Origin of the sequence: Ornithinimicrobium flavum, from assembly GCF_004526345.1 — a bacterium.
Taxonomy (GTDB): Bacteria; Actinomycetota; Actinomycetes; order Actinomycetales; family Dermatophilaceae; genus Ornithinicoccus; species Ornithinicoccus flavus.
Genome location: NZ_CP038213.1, coordinates 2,199,621 through 2,213,924, shown reverse-complemented (window position 1 = coordinate 2,213,924; position 14,304 = coordinate 2,199,621). Strand labels below are relative to the sequence as shown.

Annotated in this window: 13 protein-coding genes; 11 read left to right on the top strand and 2 right to left on the bottom strand. The window is 73.8% G+C overall.

Going from position 1 to position 14,304, the window contains the following annotated elements:
• Window positions 1–40 precede the first annotated feature (40 nt).
• Window positions 41–799, bottom strand: coding sequence for a hypothetical protein (locus tag E3Z34_RS10350; RefSeq protein WP_134773525.1), 759 nt, complete (start codon window positions 797–799; stop codon window positions 41–43).
• Between the two features lie 287 nt (window positions 800–1,086).
• Between E3Z34_RS10350 and E3Z34_RS10345 the strand changes: the two genes are divergently transcribed.
• From E3Z34_RS10345 to nusB, 11 genes are all read left to right on the top strand, one after another.
• Window positions 1,087–2,391: a replication-associated recombination protein A gene (locus E3Z34_RS10345; protein ID WP_134774860.1), complete on the top strand. Its 1,305-nt coding sequence runs from the start codon at window positions 1,087–1,089 to the stop codon at window positions 2,389–2,391.
• A 76-nt stretch (window positions 2,392–2,467) separates the two neighbouring features.
• Window positions 2,468–5,167 (top strand): alanine--tRNA ligase, encoded by a 2,700-nt coding sequence (alaS, locus tag E3Z34_RS10340; RefSeq protein WP_134773524.1) that lies wholly within the window; start codon window positions 2,468–2,470, stop codon window positions 5,165–5,167.
• Window positions 5,164–5,697 (top strand): Holliday junction resolvase RuvX, encoded by a 534-nt coding sequence (ruvX, locus tag E3Z34_RS10335; RefSeq protein ID WP_238695112.1) that lies wholly within the window; start codon window positions 5,164–5,166, stop codon window positions 5,695–5,697. Before alaS ends, ruvX begins: the two co-directional genes overlap by 4 nt.
• On the top strand, window positions 5,694–6,944 hold the full coding sequence (mltG, locus tag E3Z34_RS10330; protein WP_134773523.1) for an endolytic transglycosylase MltG: 1,251 nt from the start codon (window positions 5,694–5,696) through the stop codon (window positions 6,942–6,944). The genes ruvX and mltG overlap by 4 nt, the downstream gene beginning before the upstream one ends.
• 47 nt (window positions 6,945–6,991) lie before the next feature.
• Window positions 6,992–7,807, top strand: coding sequence for a shikimate dehydrogenase (locus tag E3Z34_RS10325; protein WP_134773522.1), 816 nt, complete (start codon window positions 6,992–6,994; stop codon window positions 7,805–7,807).
• Window positions 7,804–8,523 (top strand): prepilin peptidase, encoded by a 720-nt coding sequence (locus E3Z34_RS10320; RefSeq protein ID WP_134773521.1) that lies wholly within the window; start codon window positions 7,804–7,806, stop codon window positions 8,521–8,523. The genes E3Z34_RS10325 and E3Z34_RS10320 overlap by 4 nt, the downstream gene beginning before the upstream one ends.
• Window positions 8,524–8,578: 55 nt before the next feature.
• Window positions 8,579–9,904, top strand: coding sequence for a chorismate synthase (aroC, locus tag E3Z34_RS10315; RefSeq protein WP_134773520.1), 1,326 nt, complete (start codon window positions 8,579–8,581; stop codon window positions 9,902–9,904).
• On the top strand, window positions 9,901–10,407 hold the full coding sequence (locus tag E3Z34_RS10310) for a shikimate kinase (protein WP_134773519.1): 507 nt from the start codon (window positions 9,901–9,903) through the stop codon (window positions 10,405–10,407). Before aroC ends, E3Z34_RS10310 begins: the two co-directional genes overlap by 4 nt.
• Window positions 10,404–11,486, top strand: a complete 1,083-nt coding sequence (aroB, locus tag E3Z34_RS10305; RefSeq protein ID WP_134773518.1) for a 3-dehydroquinate synthase — start codon at window positions 10,404–10,406, stop codon at window positions 11,484–11,486. The genes E3Z34_RS10310 and aroB overlap by 4 nt, the downstream gene beginning before the upstream one ends.
• A 135-nt stretch (window positions 11,487–11,621) precedes the next feature.
• Entirely contained in the window at window positions 11,622–12,182 is a 561-nt protein-coding gene (gene efp, locus E3Z34_RS10300) for an elongation factor P (protein ID WP_134773517.1), read from the top strand.
• 1 nt (window position 12,183) lies between these two features.
• Entirely contained in the window at window positions 12,184–12,597 is a 414-nt protein-coding gene (gene nusB / locus E3Z34_RS10295; protein WP_134773516.1) for a transcription antitermination factor NusB, read from the top strand.
• Between the two features lie 9 nt (window positions 12,598–12,606).
• Here the strand turns inward: nusB and E3Z34_RS10290 are convergent, their stop codons facing one another.
• A complete protein-coding gene (locus E3Z34_RS10290) occupies window positions 12,607–14,277 on the bottom strand; it encodes a SulP family inorganic anion transporter (RefSeq protein ID WP_158288656.1) in 1,671 nt (556 codons plus the stop codon).
• Window positions 14,278–14,304 lie beyond the last annotated feature (27 nt).

The window sequence follows — 14,304 nt, the reverse complement described above, 5'->3', positions numbered from 1 at the left end:
GACTCGCACCCGGCCCTCTCGGGGACAGGTCAGGCGGGGCTCAGCCGATGCGCTCCAGCTCGGGCTGCTCGACCGGGGCCGGGGGCAGCTCGGCCGTCCTGCGCGGTCCGGCGGCCCAGTACAGGCCCGCGCCGGTCAGCAGGTTGATGACACCCAGGCCGGCGATCAGGGCGGTGAGGCCCAGGGCCAGCTTGAGGGCGGAGGCGGTGACGGTGCCGACGCCGAGCTCGCCGACCAGGCCGTGGACGGTGCCGGTCCAGATGAGGGGACGGGCGGCGGCGTCGACCGGGTTGGTGCGGTCGAAGTCGTTCCAGTAGCGGCCCTCGCCGTTGACGTCGAAGGTCAGGCCCTCGGCCGGGATCGTGGCCGGGATGGCGATGGTCTCCCCGTTGACGACGACCTCGGTCAGCGCGTTGCCGTCGGCGTCGACGAGCTGGTCCTCGGTCAGGGTGACGGGGTAGGTGCCGTAGATGACGTGGTGGGTGATGACGGCCATCTGGTACATGTACTCGCTCGCGGTGTTGACCAGCGGGTCGGCCGGGTCCATCTCACGGTCCGAGACGGGGTAGCCCCACTCGTCGGTGAGCATGGTCATGATGGCCTCGGCCGCGGCGGGGTCGCCCCGGTCCACGAGCTGGCCCTGGTCGTTGTAGCTGAGCTCGACGCCCTGCACCTCGCTGAAGCTCTGCAGCGAGTGCCGACCGTCCTGGTACATGCTGAAGGCGACGGCGGCGCCGCCGAGGAACACCAGGCCGAAGACCATGAGCATGATCCCGACGAGGCGCAGACGCTGTGTCATGAGAGTGTCCTTCTCCGGGTCGACCCGGATCGTGGGGTGGCCGGTCGGGGACGACCGGTCGTTGAGCCCCGGTGGTGGAGCTCGATGGATTCATCGTGGCCTAAGTACGACAGTAAGTAGTAGTGCCGAGGTCCCGACCTCGGGGAGTCGTAGGTCACCTGTGCAGACGTCGCCCCGACGCCGCTGCGGGTAGCCTCGCGACCGTGGCAACTGGTGGTACGGACCTGTTCGACGCCGCTGCGCCCGGTGCCGGTGAGGGTGACCTGCGTCCGCCGCTGGCGGTCCGGATGCGACCACGCACGGTGGACGAGGTGGCGGGGCAGCAGCCGGCGCTGCGACCGGGCTCACCCCTGAGGCGGCTCATCGAGGGCCAGGGCGGCGCGGCCGGACCCCTGTCCGCGATCCTCTGGGGGCCCCCGGGGACGGGCAAGACCACCCTGGCCCATCTCGTCGCCCGGTCCGCGGACCGTCGGTTCGTGGAGCTCTCGGCGGTCACCGCCGGGGTCAAGGACGTGCGCGCCGTCATGGACCGGGCGACCCAGGACCGGAGCCTCTACGGGCGGCAGACCGTCCTCTTCCTGGACGAGATCCACCGCTTCAGCAAGGCCCAGCAGGACGCCCTGCTCCCGGGGGTCGAGAACCGGTTGGTCATCCTCGTGGCCGCCACGACCGAGAACCCGTCGTTCTCCGTCATCGCCCCCCTGCTGTCCAGGTCGGTCCTGGTCACGCTCACCTCGCTGGACGACGATGACGTCCGCGGCGTGGTCGAACGGGCCCTGGTGGACGAGCGTGGTCTGGCCGGGGAGTTCACGCTGGAGGAGGAGGCGAGGGAGCACGTCGTGCGGATGGCGGGCGGCGACGCCCGGCGGGCCCTGACGACGCTGGAGGCCGCGGCGGGGGTGGCGACCGACGAGCGGGCGGCGGGCCGGGAGGGTGAGGTCATCCCGATCCGGCTGCAGCACGTGGAGCAGGCGGTGGCCCACGCCGCGGTCCGCTACGACCGGGCCGGTGACCAGCACTACGACGTGGCGAGCGCCTTCATCAAGTCGATGCGCGGATCGGACGTGGATGCCGCGCTGCACTACCTCGCCCGGCAGCTCGAGGCGGGGGAGGACCCTCGCTTCATCGCCCGCCGGATCGTCATCGCGGCCTCGGAGGACGTCGGGCTCGGCGATCCCACCGCCCTCCAGACCGCGGTGGCGGCCATGCACGCCGTGGCCCAGATCGGCATGCCGGAGGCGCGCATCATCCTGGCCCAGGCGGTCGTGCACAATGCCCTGGCCCCGAAGTCGAACGCCGTCTACGTGGCGGTGAACGCCGCCATCGCCGACGTGCGGGCCGGCCGGGGCGGTCCGGTCCCGCCCCACCTGCGGGGGACGGGGTATGCGGGAGCCGAGCGGCTGGGTCACGGCGCGGGCTACCGGTACAGCCACGACGAGCCGGCGGGGGTGGGGAGCCAGCAGTTCCTCCCCGACGACCTGCTCGAGGCGGACGTGGACTACTACCGCCCGACCGGGCGGGGCTGGGAGGAGCGCCTCGGACCGCGCTGGGCCGAGCTGCGACGCCTCGTCCGGGGGCGCAGGGAGCGATGAGCAGCAGCGACTAGACTTGGTCGGTGGCCGCCCCGCCGTCGGCGCGCCTCCCCCTGCACCGTTCTTCGAGGAGATCATGGAAACCGCCGAGATCCGTCGCCGCTGGCTGTCGTTCTTCGAGAGCCGGGGTCACGCGGTGGTGCCGAGCGCCCCGCTGGTCTACGACGACCCCAACCTCCTGTTCGTCAACGCCGGCATGGTCCCGTTCAAGCCGTACTTCCTGGGGCAGCAGACGCCTCCGTGGGATCGGGCGACGAGCGTCCAGAAGTGTGTGCGGACCCTCGACATCGAGGAGGTCGGCAGGACGACCCGGCACGGCACGTTCTTCCAGATGAACGGCAACTTCTCCTTCGGCGACTACTTCAAGGAGGGGGCGATCGGCTACGCCTGGGAGCTGGTGACCGGCAACCAGGACGAGGGTTTCCTCGGGTTCGATCCCGACACGATCTGGGTCACGGTCCTCGACGGGGACGACGAGGCGGCGGACCTGTGGCACCGGGTGGCGGGCCTGCCCCGCGAGCGCATCCAGCGACGGGGCCACGAGGACAACTACTGGTCGATGGGGGTGCCCGGTCCGGGCGGGCCGTGCAGCGAGATCTACGTCGACCGCGGCCCGGAGCACGGCCCGGACGGTGGTCCGGTGGTCGACGAGGACCGCTTCCTGGAGATCTGGAACCTCGTCTTCATGCAGGAGGAGCTGTCCGCGGTCCGGTCCAAGACCGACTTCGACATCGCCTCGGAGCTGCCCCGCAAGAACATCGACACGGGCATGGGCCTGGAGCGGGTGGCCTACCTGCTCCAGGGTGTGGACAACCTCTACGAGATCGACGAGGTGTATCCCGTCATCGAGCGCGCCGAGGACCTCACCGGCCGCAGCTACGGCGTCTCCGAGGAGGACGACGTCCGGTTCCGCGTCGTCGCCGACCACGTGCGCTCCGGCCTCATGCTCATGGGGGACGGGGTGGTCCCGGGCAACGAGGGCCGCGGGTACGTCCTGCGACGCCTGCTCCGGCGGGCCGTGCGGTCGATGCGACTGCTCGGTGTCGACCCCTCCCGGGCCGCGCTGCCCGACCTGCTGCCGGTGAGCAAGGACGTCATGGCCGCCTCCTACCCCGAGCTCGAGCGTGACTGGTCGCGGATCAGCGAGGTGGCCTACACCGAGGAGGACGCCTTCCGTCGCACCCTGGCCAGCGGCACCACGATCCTGGACACCGCGGTGGCGAAGGCGCGCTCGACCGGGTCGCGCACCCTGGCCGGGGCGGAGGCCTTCGCCCTGCACGACACCTACGGCTTCCCCATCGACCTCACCCTGGAGATGGCGGCCGAGCAGGGTCTGCAGGTGGACGAGGCGGGCTTCCGCTCGCTCATGACCCAGCAGCGTGAGCGCGCCAAGGCCGACGCCCGGGCCAAGAAGCTAGGTCACGCCGGCGCCACGTCGTACCGGGCGATCGCCGACCGGCTCGGGGGAGCCGTGGAGTTCACGGGCTACGACCGGACCGAGGGGGAGTCACCCGTCCTGGCGGTGGTCTCCGGTGGCGAGGAGGTGGACCGCGTCGAGCACCCCGGCGGGGGCGCCGCCGAGGAGGGCACCGAGCTCGAGCTCGTGCTCCGCACCACCCCCTTCTACGCCGAGGCCGGCGGGCAGCTCGCCGACCACGGCACCATCCGGCTGGGCGGTGGCGGTGTCTTCCAGGTGACTGACGTCCAGCGTCCCGTGCCGGGGCTGACCGTGCACCGCGGCCGTCTGGTCGAGGGCATGGTCGCCGCCGGCGACACCGCGCACGCGACGATCGACGTCGTCCGGCGCGCAGCGGTCTCCCGGGCCCACACCGCCACCCACATCGTGCACAAGGTGCTGCGCGAGGCGCTCGGTGACTCGGCGACCCAGGCGGGCTCGGAGAACGCCCCGGGCCGGTTGCGCTTCGACTTCCGGGCCACCCGCGGGCTGGACGCGGACGAGCTCCGGGCCGTGGAGGAGCGCATCAACGAACGCCTCATGGCCGACCTCCAGGTCAGCGCGGCCGAGATGCCCTTCGCCCAGGCGCGCGAGATGGGGGCCATGGCGCTCTTCGGCGAGCGCTACCCCGACGTGGTCCGGGTGGTCTCGGTGGGAGGGCCGTGGAGCCTGGAGCTGTGCGGCGGCACCCACGTGCTGAACTCCGCCCAGCTGTCCCTGGTCAAGATCATGGGTGAGTCCTCCATCGGCTCCGGTGTCCGCCGCGTCGAGGCCCTGGTGGGTGCGGACGCCTACCAGCACCTCGCGCGGGAGAACGTCATCGTCAACCAGCTCACGGACAGCCTCAAGGTGCGCCCCGACGAGCTGCCCGACCGGGTCTCCCAGCTCGTCACCCGCCTGAAGGAGGCCGAGCGGGAGATCGCCCAGGCCCGGGCGGCGCAGGTGCTGGCGTCGGCCTCCGGGCTGACCGAGCACGCCCGGGACGTCTCCGGCACGACCTACCTGGGCCACGACCTGGGCGAGGGCGTGGCGGCGGACGACCTGCGACGCCTGGTCACCGACCTGCGTGCACGGCTCGGGACCGACCGCCCGGTCGTCGTCGCCCTCACCGGGGTCAAGGACGGACGACCCGCGGTGGTGGTCGCGACGAACGAGGCGGCGCGAGGCCGAGGCATCCAGGCCGGCGCGCTGGTCAAGGTGGCGGCCGAGACCCTCGGCGGAGGGGGCGGCGGCAAGGCGGACCTCGCGCAGGGCGGTGGGCAGGACCCGTCACGTACGGGGGAGGCGCTGGCCCGGGTCGAGGCCTCGCTGGGCCGGTGACGACCCAGGACGGGCCGTCCGGGGACGAGGGCGGCGTGCTGCTGGGGGTGGACGTGGGTGAGGTCCGCGTGGGCCTGGCCGCGTCCGACCCCGGGGGCGTGCTCGCCCTCCCCGTGGCCACCCTGGCGCGGGACGAACAGGACGGGACCGACCTGGACCGGATCGTCCGCGAGGTGGTCGAGCGGGGTGCCGTCGGCGTCGTGGTGGGCCTGCCGCGCAGCCTGTCCGGGGAGGAGGGTGTGGCGGCGGGCCGGGCCCGACGGTACGCTCGGACGCTGCAGAGGCGCCTGGAGGTGCCGGTCCGCCTGTGGGACGAGCGGCTCACCACCGTCGACGCCCACCGGTCGCTGCGCGACAGCGGCGTCCGCGGCCGGGACCAGCGTGGCATCGTCGATCAGGCGGCCGCCACCCTTATCCTCCAGGGAGCCCTCGAGGCCCGTAGTGCCGGCCGCCGCCCCGGCGAGCCGTTGAAGGCCAGGAAGCCCAGGACTGCCCGGTCCGCGGGCCCGGACACGAAGGACGGCACATGAGTCAGCCACCCCACGACGACTGGGACGAGCACGACGTCCGCGGCGCGGGGGCGCACTACGACGACGACGTGCTCGGCCTGCGCGGCGTGCGGGAGCACGACGCCTCCCTCGCGGACGAGATGCTCGAGCCCGCGCCGGTCCACGAGACCTTCCGTCCCCGGCGCCGGCAGCGCCGCAACCCGGTGCTCAAGGTCCTCGCCCTGCTGCTGGCCACCGCCGCGGTCGTCGTGGGCGGCATCTACTCCTTCGGTGCCGTGAGCTCGCTGCTGCCCGACCTGTCCATCGGCTCCTCGGAGCCGAGCGCCGCGGACTACGAGGGCTCGGGCACCGGCGAGATCCTGATCGAGATCCCCCAAGGGGCGGCCGGCGGGCAGATCGCCGAGCTGCTGGCGCAGGAGGACGTCGTGGCCTCCGCGTCCGCCTTCACCGCGGCCCTGGCCGCGGACCCGGCGGGCGCGTCGATCCAGCCTGGCACCTACCGGATGGCCAACCAGATGAGCGCCTCCGCGGCCCTGGCCCGGCTGCTCGACGGCAACTACCGCGAGATCAACGGCGTCACCGTCCGGGAGGGCCTGTGGGTCGCCGAGACCTTCGCCGTGCTCGCCGAGGCCACGGGCCACGACGTCGCCGACTACGAGGCCGTCGACCCGGCCACGCTCGACCTGCCCGACGCGGCCGAGGGGGAGCTCGAGGGCTTCCTCTACCCCAGCACCTACGAGTTCGGCCCGGACACCACCCCCCAGCAGCAGCTGCAGACGCTCATCGACACCGGTCTGCGCACCTACGAGCAGCTCGGTCTGTCCGACGGCCCCGAGCTGCGCGAGGTCATCATCAAGGCCAGCATCGTCCAGGGTGAGGGTGCCTTCTCCGAGGACCTGCCCAAGGTGGCCCGGGTCGTCGAGAACCGCCTGGACCCCAACCCGGAGACCAACGGCTACCTGCAGATGGACTCCACGGTCCACTTCATCTACCAGGAGCGCGGGCTGGCCGGCACCACGGACGAGCAGCGTGCCAACGACGACCCCCACAACACCTACGCCTACCCCGGGCTGCCGGCCGGCCCCATCAACAGCCCGGGCGAGGAGGCGATCCGCGCGGTCCTGAACCCCGAGCCCGGCGACTGGCTCTACTTCGTCACCGTCGACCCCTCGACCGGGGAGACACGGTTCGCCACCGACTTCGCCGGGCACCAGGAGAACGTCGCCCTGTTCCAGCAGTGGTGCCAGGAGAACCCCGACCAGTGCTGAGCCGGCCGGTCCCCACGGGCCGACGGGCCGGGGTCGTGGGGTCGCCGATGGCCCACTCGCTGTCCCCGGTCCTGCACGGCGCGGCCTACGCGGCGCTCGGCCTGACGGGGTGGCGCTACGGTCGCGAGGAGGTGCCGGCCGGCGCGCTTGCCCGGCACGTCGCCGGGCTCGGCCCCGAGTGGGTCGGGCTCTCGGTCACCATGCCGGGCAAGGAGGAGGCGCTCGTCCTCGCCGACCGGGCCAGCAGCGAGGCGGAGCTCGCCGGTGCGGCCAACACCCTCCTGCGGCGGGACGGCGGCTGGTATGCCGACAACACCGACGTCCACGGCCTCGCCGTCGCGCTCGAGCAGGCCGGTGCGGGCCAGGTGCGGCGGGCCGTGGTCCTTGGGGGAGGGGCGACCGCACGGTCGGCGGTCCTGGCCCTGCGCCGCCTCGGTGCCGGGGAGATCGACCTGCTGGTGCGCGACGCGGTCCGGCCCGCCACCCGGGAGCTCCTGGCCCGGCTCGCCGGCGAGCCCTCGGGGCCGCGGTTCCACGTCCGGGCGCTCGCGGACGGCATACCGCTGGACCGGGAGCGGGCCGACGTCGTCGTCGGCACTCTCCCCGCCGGTGCACCGGCACCCGACCTCACCCCCGGTGGCGACCGCCCGCCGGTCGTGCTCGACGTCGTCTACTCCCCCTGGCCGACCCCGTTGGCCGACGCGGTCGCGTCCGCCACGGCGGGTAGGGTCGTCGCCGTGAGGGGAACGACCATGCTGCTGCACCAGGCGGCCCGGCAGGTCGAGCTCATGACCGGGTGCCCGGCTCCGGTGCGGGAGATGTCGACCGCGCTCGCGGCGGCCCTGGAGGAGGAGGCAGGGTGAACGGGACGTACGTGCCGGTCGTCGTCGGCGTGGTCACCGCCCTGCTCGGCATCCCGGTGGCTCGCTGGCTGGAGCAGACCACCTACCGCAAGCCGGACGAGGTCGAGGAGCCCTACCCAGGGCGTCGGTGGTGGGTGCCGCCCACCCTGGGGGTCGTCGTGGGGCTGCTGGTGCACCGTATCTGGTTCGTCGAGGACCCCGCGGTGCCGGGGGCCGCGGTGGCGGCGGTGCTCACGGCGACCCTGGCGGTCGTGTCGCTGGCGGCCGTCTGCCTCGCCGCGATGGACTTCGACGTGCACCGGCTCCCGGACCGGATCATGTGGCCCACGATGGGCACGCTGGGCGCAGGCCTGCTGCTGGCGGCGCTCGTCGGCGGCGGCCCCCAGCCCCTGGTGCGGGCGCTGCTCGGAGCCGTCGGGGCCGGTGGGCTCTACCTGCTCATCGCCCTCGTGTCGCTGGCCCGGGGGTCGCTGGCGCTCGGCCTGGGGGACGTCAAGCTGGCCGTCGTCCTCGGCGGGGCGCTCGGCTGGTTCGGCTGGCCCGAGGTGGTGCTGGGGATCTACGGAGGTTTCCTCGTGGGTGGCCTCTTCGGCCTCGCCCTCCTGGTGGGTCGCCGGGTCAGCTGGAAGGGTCACTTCGCCTACGGCCCGCCGATGATGGTCGGGGCCCTGCTCGGCCTGCTGCTGGGGCCCTCGCTCATGCCCGGCCTGGGGTGAGGGCCGGCACCCCACCGGTCGGCCCGGGGCGCCGGGCGTGGGAGGATCTGGGGTCATGCTGCGTTGGTTGACCGCGGGCGAGTCGCACGGCCCCGCCCTGACGGCCGTCCTGGAGGGCCTGCCCGCCGGCGTCCGGGTGGAGCGGGCCGACGTCGAGGCCGCCCTGGCCCGCCGCCGGCTCGGGCACGGACGGGGGGCCCGCATGTCCTTTGAGGCCGACCGGCTGCACTTCCTGGGAGGCCTGCGGCACGGGCTCACCCTCGGCTCCCCGCTGGCCCTGCAGATCGAGAACACCGAGTGGCCGAAGTGGCAGGCGGTGATGGCCCCCGAGCCCGTGGAGGACGCGGCCCTGCGTCGGGCCGACGACGTGGGCGCGCCCCAGGAGCTGGCCCGCAACCGACCGCTCACCCGGCCCCGGCCCGGGCACGCCGACCTCGTCGGCATGACCAAGTACGGCTTCGACGAGGCCCGACCCGTCCTGGAGCGGGCCTCGGCGCGCGAGACCGCCGCACGGGTGGCGCTGGGCGCCGTCGCCGCGGCCTTCCTGGAGCAGACGGTCGGCGCTCGCCTGGTCTCCCACACCGTGAGCATCGGGCGGGCCGGGGTGCCGTCCTGGGACGACGACGCCCCCGACCCGGTCTCGCTGCCGCGCCCCGACGACGTGGGGCGCGTCGACGCCGACCCGGTGCGGACCCTGGACCCCAGCCTCTCGGCCGCGATGGTGGCCGAGATCGACGCCGCCCGGGCGGACGGCGACACGGTGGGTGGTGTCGTGGAGGTGCTCGCCTACGGCCTGCCGCCGGGCCTGGGCTCGCACGTGCACTGGGACCGTCGTCTGGACGCGCGGCTGGCTGCCGCGCTCATGGGCATCCAGGCGATCAAGGGGGTCGAGGTCGGCGAGGGCTTCCGCACGGCGGCCCGCCGGGGCAGCCGGGCCCACGACGAGCTCGACCGGGGTGACGACGGTCTCATCCGCCGCGCGGCCCTGCGCAGCGGCGGGACCGAGGGCGGCATGTCGACCGGTGAGGTGCTCAGGGTGCGCGCGGCGATGAAGCCCATCTCCACGGTGCCCAGGGCGCTGCGCACGGTCGACACGACCAGCGGCGAGGCGGCCACCGCGATCCACCAGAGCTCGGACGTGTGCGCCGTCCCCGCGGCCGGCGTGGTGGCGGAGGCGATGGTCGCGCTCGTGCTCGCCGACGCGGTGCTGGAGAAGTTCGGCGGGGACTCCGTGCCGGAGGTGGCCCGCAACCACGCGGCCTACCTCGCGGCCGTCGGTGAGCACCTGCGCACCCCCGCCACCGAGGCCGGCTCGTTCACCGAGGCCGCCCCCGCCACGGTGGACCCCGAGGGCCCCCCGTCCGGCGGGGGCCACCGGTGAGCCGCCCGCGGGCGGTGCTCGTCGGCCCGCCGGGGGCCGGCAAGACGACGGTCGGCGGGCTGCTCGCCGAGCGTCTGGGCCTCACCCTCCACGACACGGACCGGGCCGTCGAGAGCGCGACGGGTCGGTCCATCAGCGACATCTTCGTCCAGGACGGCGAGGAGGCGTTCCGGCGGCTGGAGCGGGAGGAGGTGCTGCGCGCGCTGCGCGAGGAGACCGGGGTGGTGGCCCTCGGCGGGGGAGCGGTGATGCAGGAGGCGGTCGCCCGCGCGCTCCGCGAGGAGGGCCACACCGTGGTCTTCCTGGACGTCACCATCGCCGACGCCTCGCGACGGGTCGGCTTCGACGCCTCCCGTCCCCTGCTCCTGGTCAACCCCCGCGCCTCCTGGACCCGGCTGATGGACGCCCGTCGGCCGACCTACGAGTCGCTGGCGACCCTGCGGGTGGCCACCGGGGGGCGCACCCCCGAGGAGATCGCCGACGAGATCGCGGCGGCCCTGTGACCGCGGCGACGCGCACGGTGCAGGTGGGGGGAGCGGCCCCCTACCCGGTGCACGTGGGTGCCGGGGCGGCAGGACTGCTGGCACGCCACGGCCGGGAGGGCCGACGGGTGCTGCTCGTCGTGCAGCCCGGCCGGGAGGCCGTGGCCGACGAGGCCGAGCGGACGCTCCGCGACACCGGGGCCGACCCGGTGCGCGTGGTCGTGCCGGACGCCGAGGACGCCAAGACGGCCGAGGTGCTCACCGGGCTCTGGAACCGGCTGGGACGGGAGGGCTTCACCCGGGACGACCTCGTCGTGGGCGTCGGGGGCGGGGCGACCACCGACCTGGCCGGCTTCGCGGCGGCCACCTGGCTGCGGGGGGTGGAGGTCGTGCACCTGCCGACGTCGCTGCTCGGGGTGGTGGACGCCGCGGTCGGTGGCAAGACCGGCATCAACACCGCGGAGGGCAAGAACCTCGTGGGCGCCTTCCACCCCCCGGCCGCCGTGCTGTGCGACCCCTCCTGGTTCTCCGGTATGCCGCGCGCCGACTACGTCTCAGGCCTCGCCGAGGTGATCAAGTGCGGGTTCGTCGCCGACCCGGTCATCCTCGACCTCGTGGAGGCCGACCCGGCCGCCGCCGTGGACCCGGTCGCCCACCCCGACCTGGCGGTCGAGCTCGTCGTCCGGGCGGTGGGGGTCAAGGCCGAGGTGGTGGCCGCCGACCTGAGGGAGTCCTCGCTGCGGGAGATCCTCAACTACGGGCACACCTTCGCCCACGCGGTCGAGCAGGTCGAGGGGTACACCTGGCGGCACGGGGACGCCGTCGCCGTAGGGATGGTCTACGTGGCCGAGCTGGCCTCCGGACGAGGCCTCATCGACGAGGACCTGCTGGCCCGGCACCGCCGGGTGCTGTCGGCCGTGGGCCTGCCCACGGCCTACCCCGGTGGCCGGTGGCCGGAGCTGCGGGTCGCCATGGGCCGGGACAAGAAGACGCGGGGCTCGACGCTGAGGTTCGTGGTCCTCGAGGGGCTCGCCCGGCCGGGACGGCTGGAGGGCCCGGCCGAGGAGGAGCTCCGGGCGGCCTACGACGCCCTGCGCTGACCGCTCCGCGGCCCCGGGGTGGGCGCAGACGGTGCCGGGAGGACGCCCCGGCACCGGTAGACTTGCCCGGGTTCAGGCCGTGTCCGCCCCGGTCTGCCCCCCGACCACTCTCCCGACCCGCGAAGGAAGCACGCTGTGGCAACGACGAACGACCTGAAGAACGGCATGGTCCTGGCGATGGACCACGGTCTGTGGCAGGTGCTGGAGTTCCAGCACGTCAAGCCCGGCAAGGGCCCGGCCTTCGTGCGCACCAAGCTGAAGAACGTCCTCTCCGGCAAGATCGTCGACAAGACCTTCAACGCCGGCACCAAGGTGGAGACCGCGACGGTCGACCGGTCGGACTACCAGTACCTGTACAACGACGGCGCCGACTACATCTTCATGGACGAGAAGACCTACGAGCAGGTGCCGGTGAGCGCCGAGGTGATGGGAGACGCCTCCCGGTACCTCCTCGAGAACGGCCGGGCGATGATCGCCCAGCACGAGGGCCAGGTCCTCTACGTCGAGCTGCCCCCCTCGGTCGTGCTGGAGATCACCCACACCGAGCCCGGGCTCCAGGGTGACCGTTCCACCGGCGGCACCAAGCCGGCGACCGTCGAGACGGGGGCCGAGATCCAGGTCCCCCTGTTCCTCGAGGCCGGCACCAAGGTCAAGGTCGACACCCGTGACGGGTCCTACCTCGGCCGCGTGAGCTGACGTGCCCGCACGCACCAAGGCACGCAAGCGTGCCCTGGAGCTGCTCTTCGAGGCCGAGCAGCGCGGCGTCAACGTCGGTGACCTGCTCGAGCAGCGCCTGGCGGCACCCACCACCCAGCACCCGCTGCCGGAGTATGCCGTGGAGCTGGTCCGGGGTGTCCTGGCCCACTGGGGCGAGATCAACGAGACGCTGACCACCTACTCCCAGGGCTGGACACTGGAGCGGATGGCGGCGGTGGACCGGGCCGCCCTCCGGCTGGGCACCTGGGAGATCGTCTGGAACGACGAGGTCCCCGACCAGGTCGCCATCTCCGAGGCCATCGCGCTGGTGGAGTCGATGTCGACCGACGACTCCCCGAAGTTCGTCAACGGCATGCTGGGGCGGGTCTCCGAGGTGAAGGCCACCCTCGTCTGAGCCCAGCGGTCAGCCGGGGCCACGGCTGGCCCGGAAGTCCCGGACGGCCGCGTTGATCGTGGGGTAGTGGTGCAGCGGCCCCTCGGGCGCGAGCAGCGCGACCCGCCGGAGGCGGTCCACGACCCCGGCGTTGGCCCTGGCCACGGCGATCCGCTCGATCCCGCGCTCCGGCAGCGTGTCGACCAGCTCGGCCAGCCCGGCCAGCGCCGTGGCGTCCAGACCGCCCACCCCCTCGAAGTCGAGCACCAGCCATTCCTCCTGACCGGGGTTGTGCTCGAGCGTGTCGAGGACCCGGCTGCGGAACCGGTCGACGTTGAGGAAGAACAGCGGGGCGTCGAAGCGGTAGACGAGCAGCCCCGGCTCGACCCGGGCCCCGGGGTAGGCGTCCACCTCCACCCAGCCGTCCAGCTCCGGCTGGTCGCCGAGCACCGCGTCGTGCGGCCTGGCCATCCGGGCCAGCGCGACCAGGACGGACAGCGCCACCGCCACCAGGACCCCGACCAGGACGTCCACGAGGACCACCCCCAGGGCGGCCGCCACCGCCAGCAGGGCCTCGGGGCGGCTGACCCGCCACAGGGCGCGGTAGCCCGGCAGGTCGATGATGGCGATCGCGGCGGCCACGATCACGGCGGCCAGGGCGGCCCGGGGGATGAGCGCCAGTGCGGGGCCCAGGACCAGCAGGGTGGCGACGACCAGGGCGAGGGCGACGAGGGAGACGGCCTGGGTGCGGCTGCCCAGCGCGGCCGGGACCGCGGTGCGGCTGGCGCTGGAGGAGACGGGGAAGCCCTGCAGGGCGCCGGCGGACAGGTTGGTCACCCCCAGGGCGAGCAGCTCCTGGTTGGGGTCGATGCGGTAGCCCTGGCGGGTCGCGATCGACCGGGCGGTGAGCACGTTGTCGGTGAAGCCCACCAGCAGGACGCCCGCCGCGACCGGGAGCAGCGCCGTCAGGTCGGCGACGGTGACGTCGGGCAGGACCGGCGCGGGGAGACCCTCGGGGACGGCGCCGACCACCGGCACCCCGGCCGACGGCAGCAGCCACACCAGCAGGGTGGCGACGCCCACGGCGACCAGCGCACCGGGCACCCGCGGCGCGACCCGCCGCAGCCCGAGGACCACCGCGAGGGACAGGACGCCCACGGCCAGCGTGGGCAGGTGGACCGACCCCAGACCCTGCAGCAGCTCGCCGATCCTGGGGAGGAAGCGGTCCGCCTCGACGGGCACCCCGGTGAACGCGGCGATCTGGCTGGACAGGAGGGTGAGCCCCACACCGGTGATGTATCCCACCAGCACCGGCGTGGACAGGACGGAGGCGATGAACCCCAGCCGGGCCACCGAGCCGAGGACCGCCAGGGCCCCGACCACGAGGGCGAGGGCGGCCATCAGGGTGAGGTAGCGGCCCGGGTCCCCGGCGGCCAGCACGCCCACGCCGGTGGCGGCCAGGATGGCCGTGCCCGGCTCGGGCCCGACGCCGAGGTGCCGGCTGGTGCCGACGAGAGGGTAGAGCAGCAGCGGTCCGAGGACGGCGTAGAAGCCGTACTGGGGCGGGAGCCCGGCCAGCTCGGCGTAGGCCATCGACTGGGGGATGAGCATCGCGCCGACCGTGAGGCCCGCCATCAGGTCGGGTCGCCACCAGGACCGCTGGTAGCCGCGCAGGACGCCCACGCCCGGCAGGAGGCTCACGCTCTCGACGGTAGTCGATCCGCCCCA

Coding starts and splice junctions, on each gene's coding strand:
- E3Z34_RS10325 (WP_134773522.1), top strand. CDS start 6,992: ATGGCCCACTCGCTGTCCCCGGTCCTGCACGGCGCGGCCTACGCGGCG.
- E3Z34_RS10350 (WP_134773525.1), bottom strand. CDS start 799: ATGACACAGCGTCTGCGCCTCGTCGGGATCATGCTCATGGTCTTCGGC.
- mltG (WP_134773523.1), top strand. CDS start 5,694: ATGAGTCAGCCACCCCACGACGACTGGGACGAGCACGACGTCCGCGGC.
- aroC (WP_134773520.1), top strand. CDS start 8,579: ATGCTGCGTTGGTTGACCGCGGGCGAGTCGCACGGCCCCGCCCTGACG.
- alaS (WP_134773524.1), top strand. CDS start 2,468: ATGGAAACCGCCGAGATCCGTCGCCGCTGGCTGTCGTTCTTCGAGAGC.
- E3Z34_RS10345 (WP_134774860.1), top strand. CDS start 1,087: ATGCGACCACGCACGGTGGACGAGGTGGCGGGGCAGCAGCCGGCGCTG.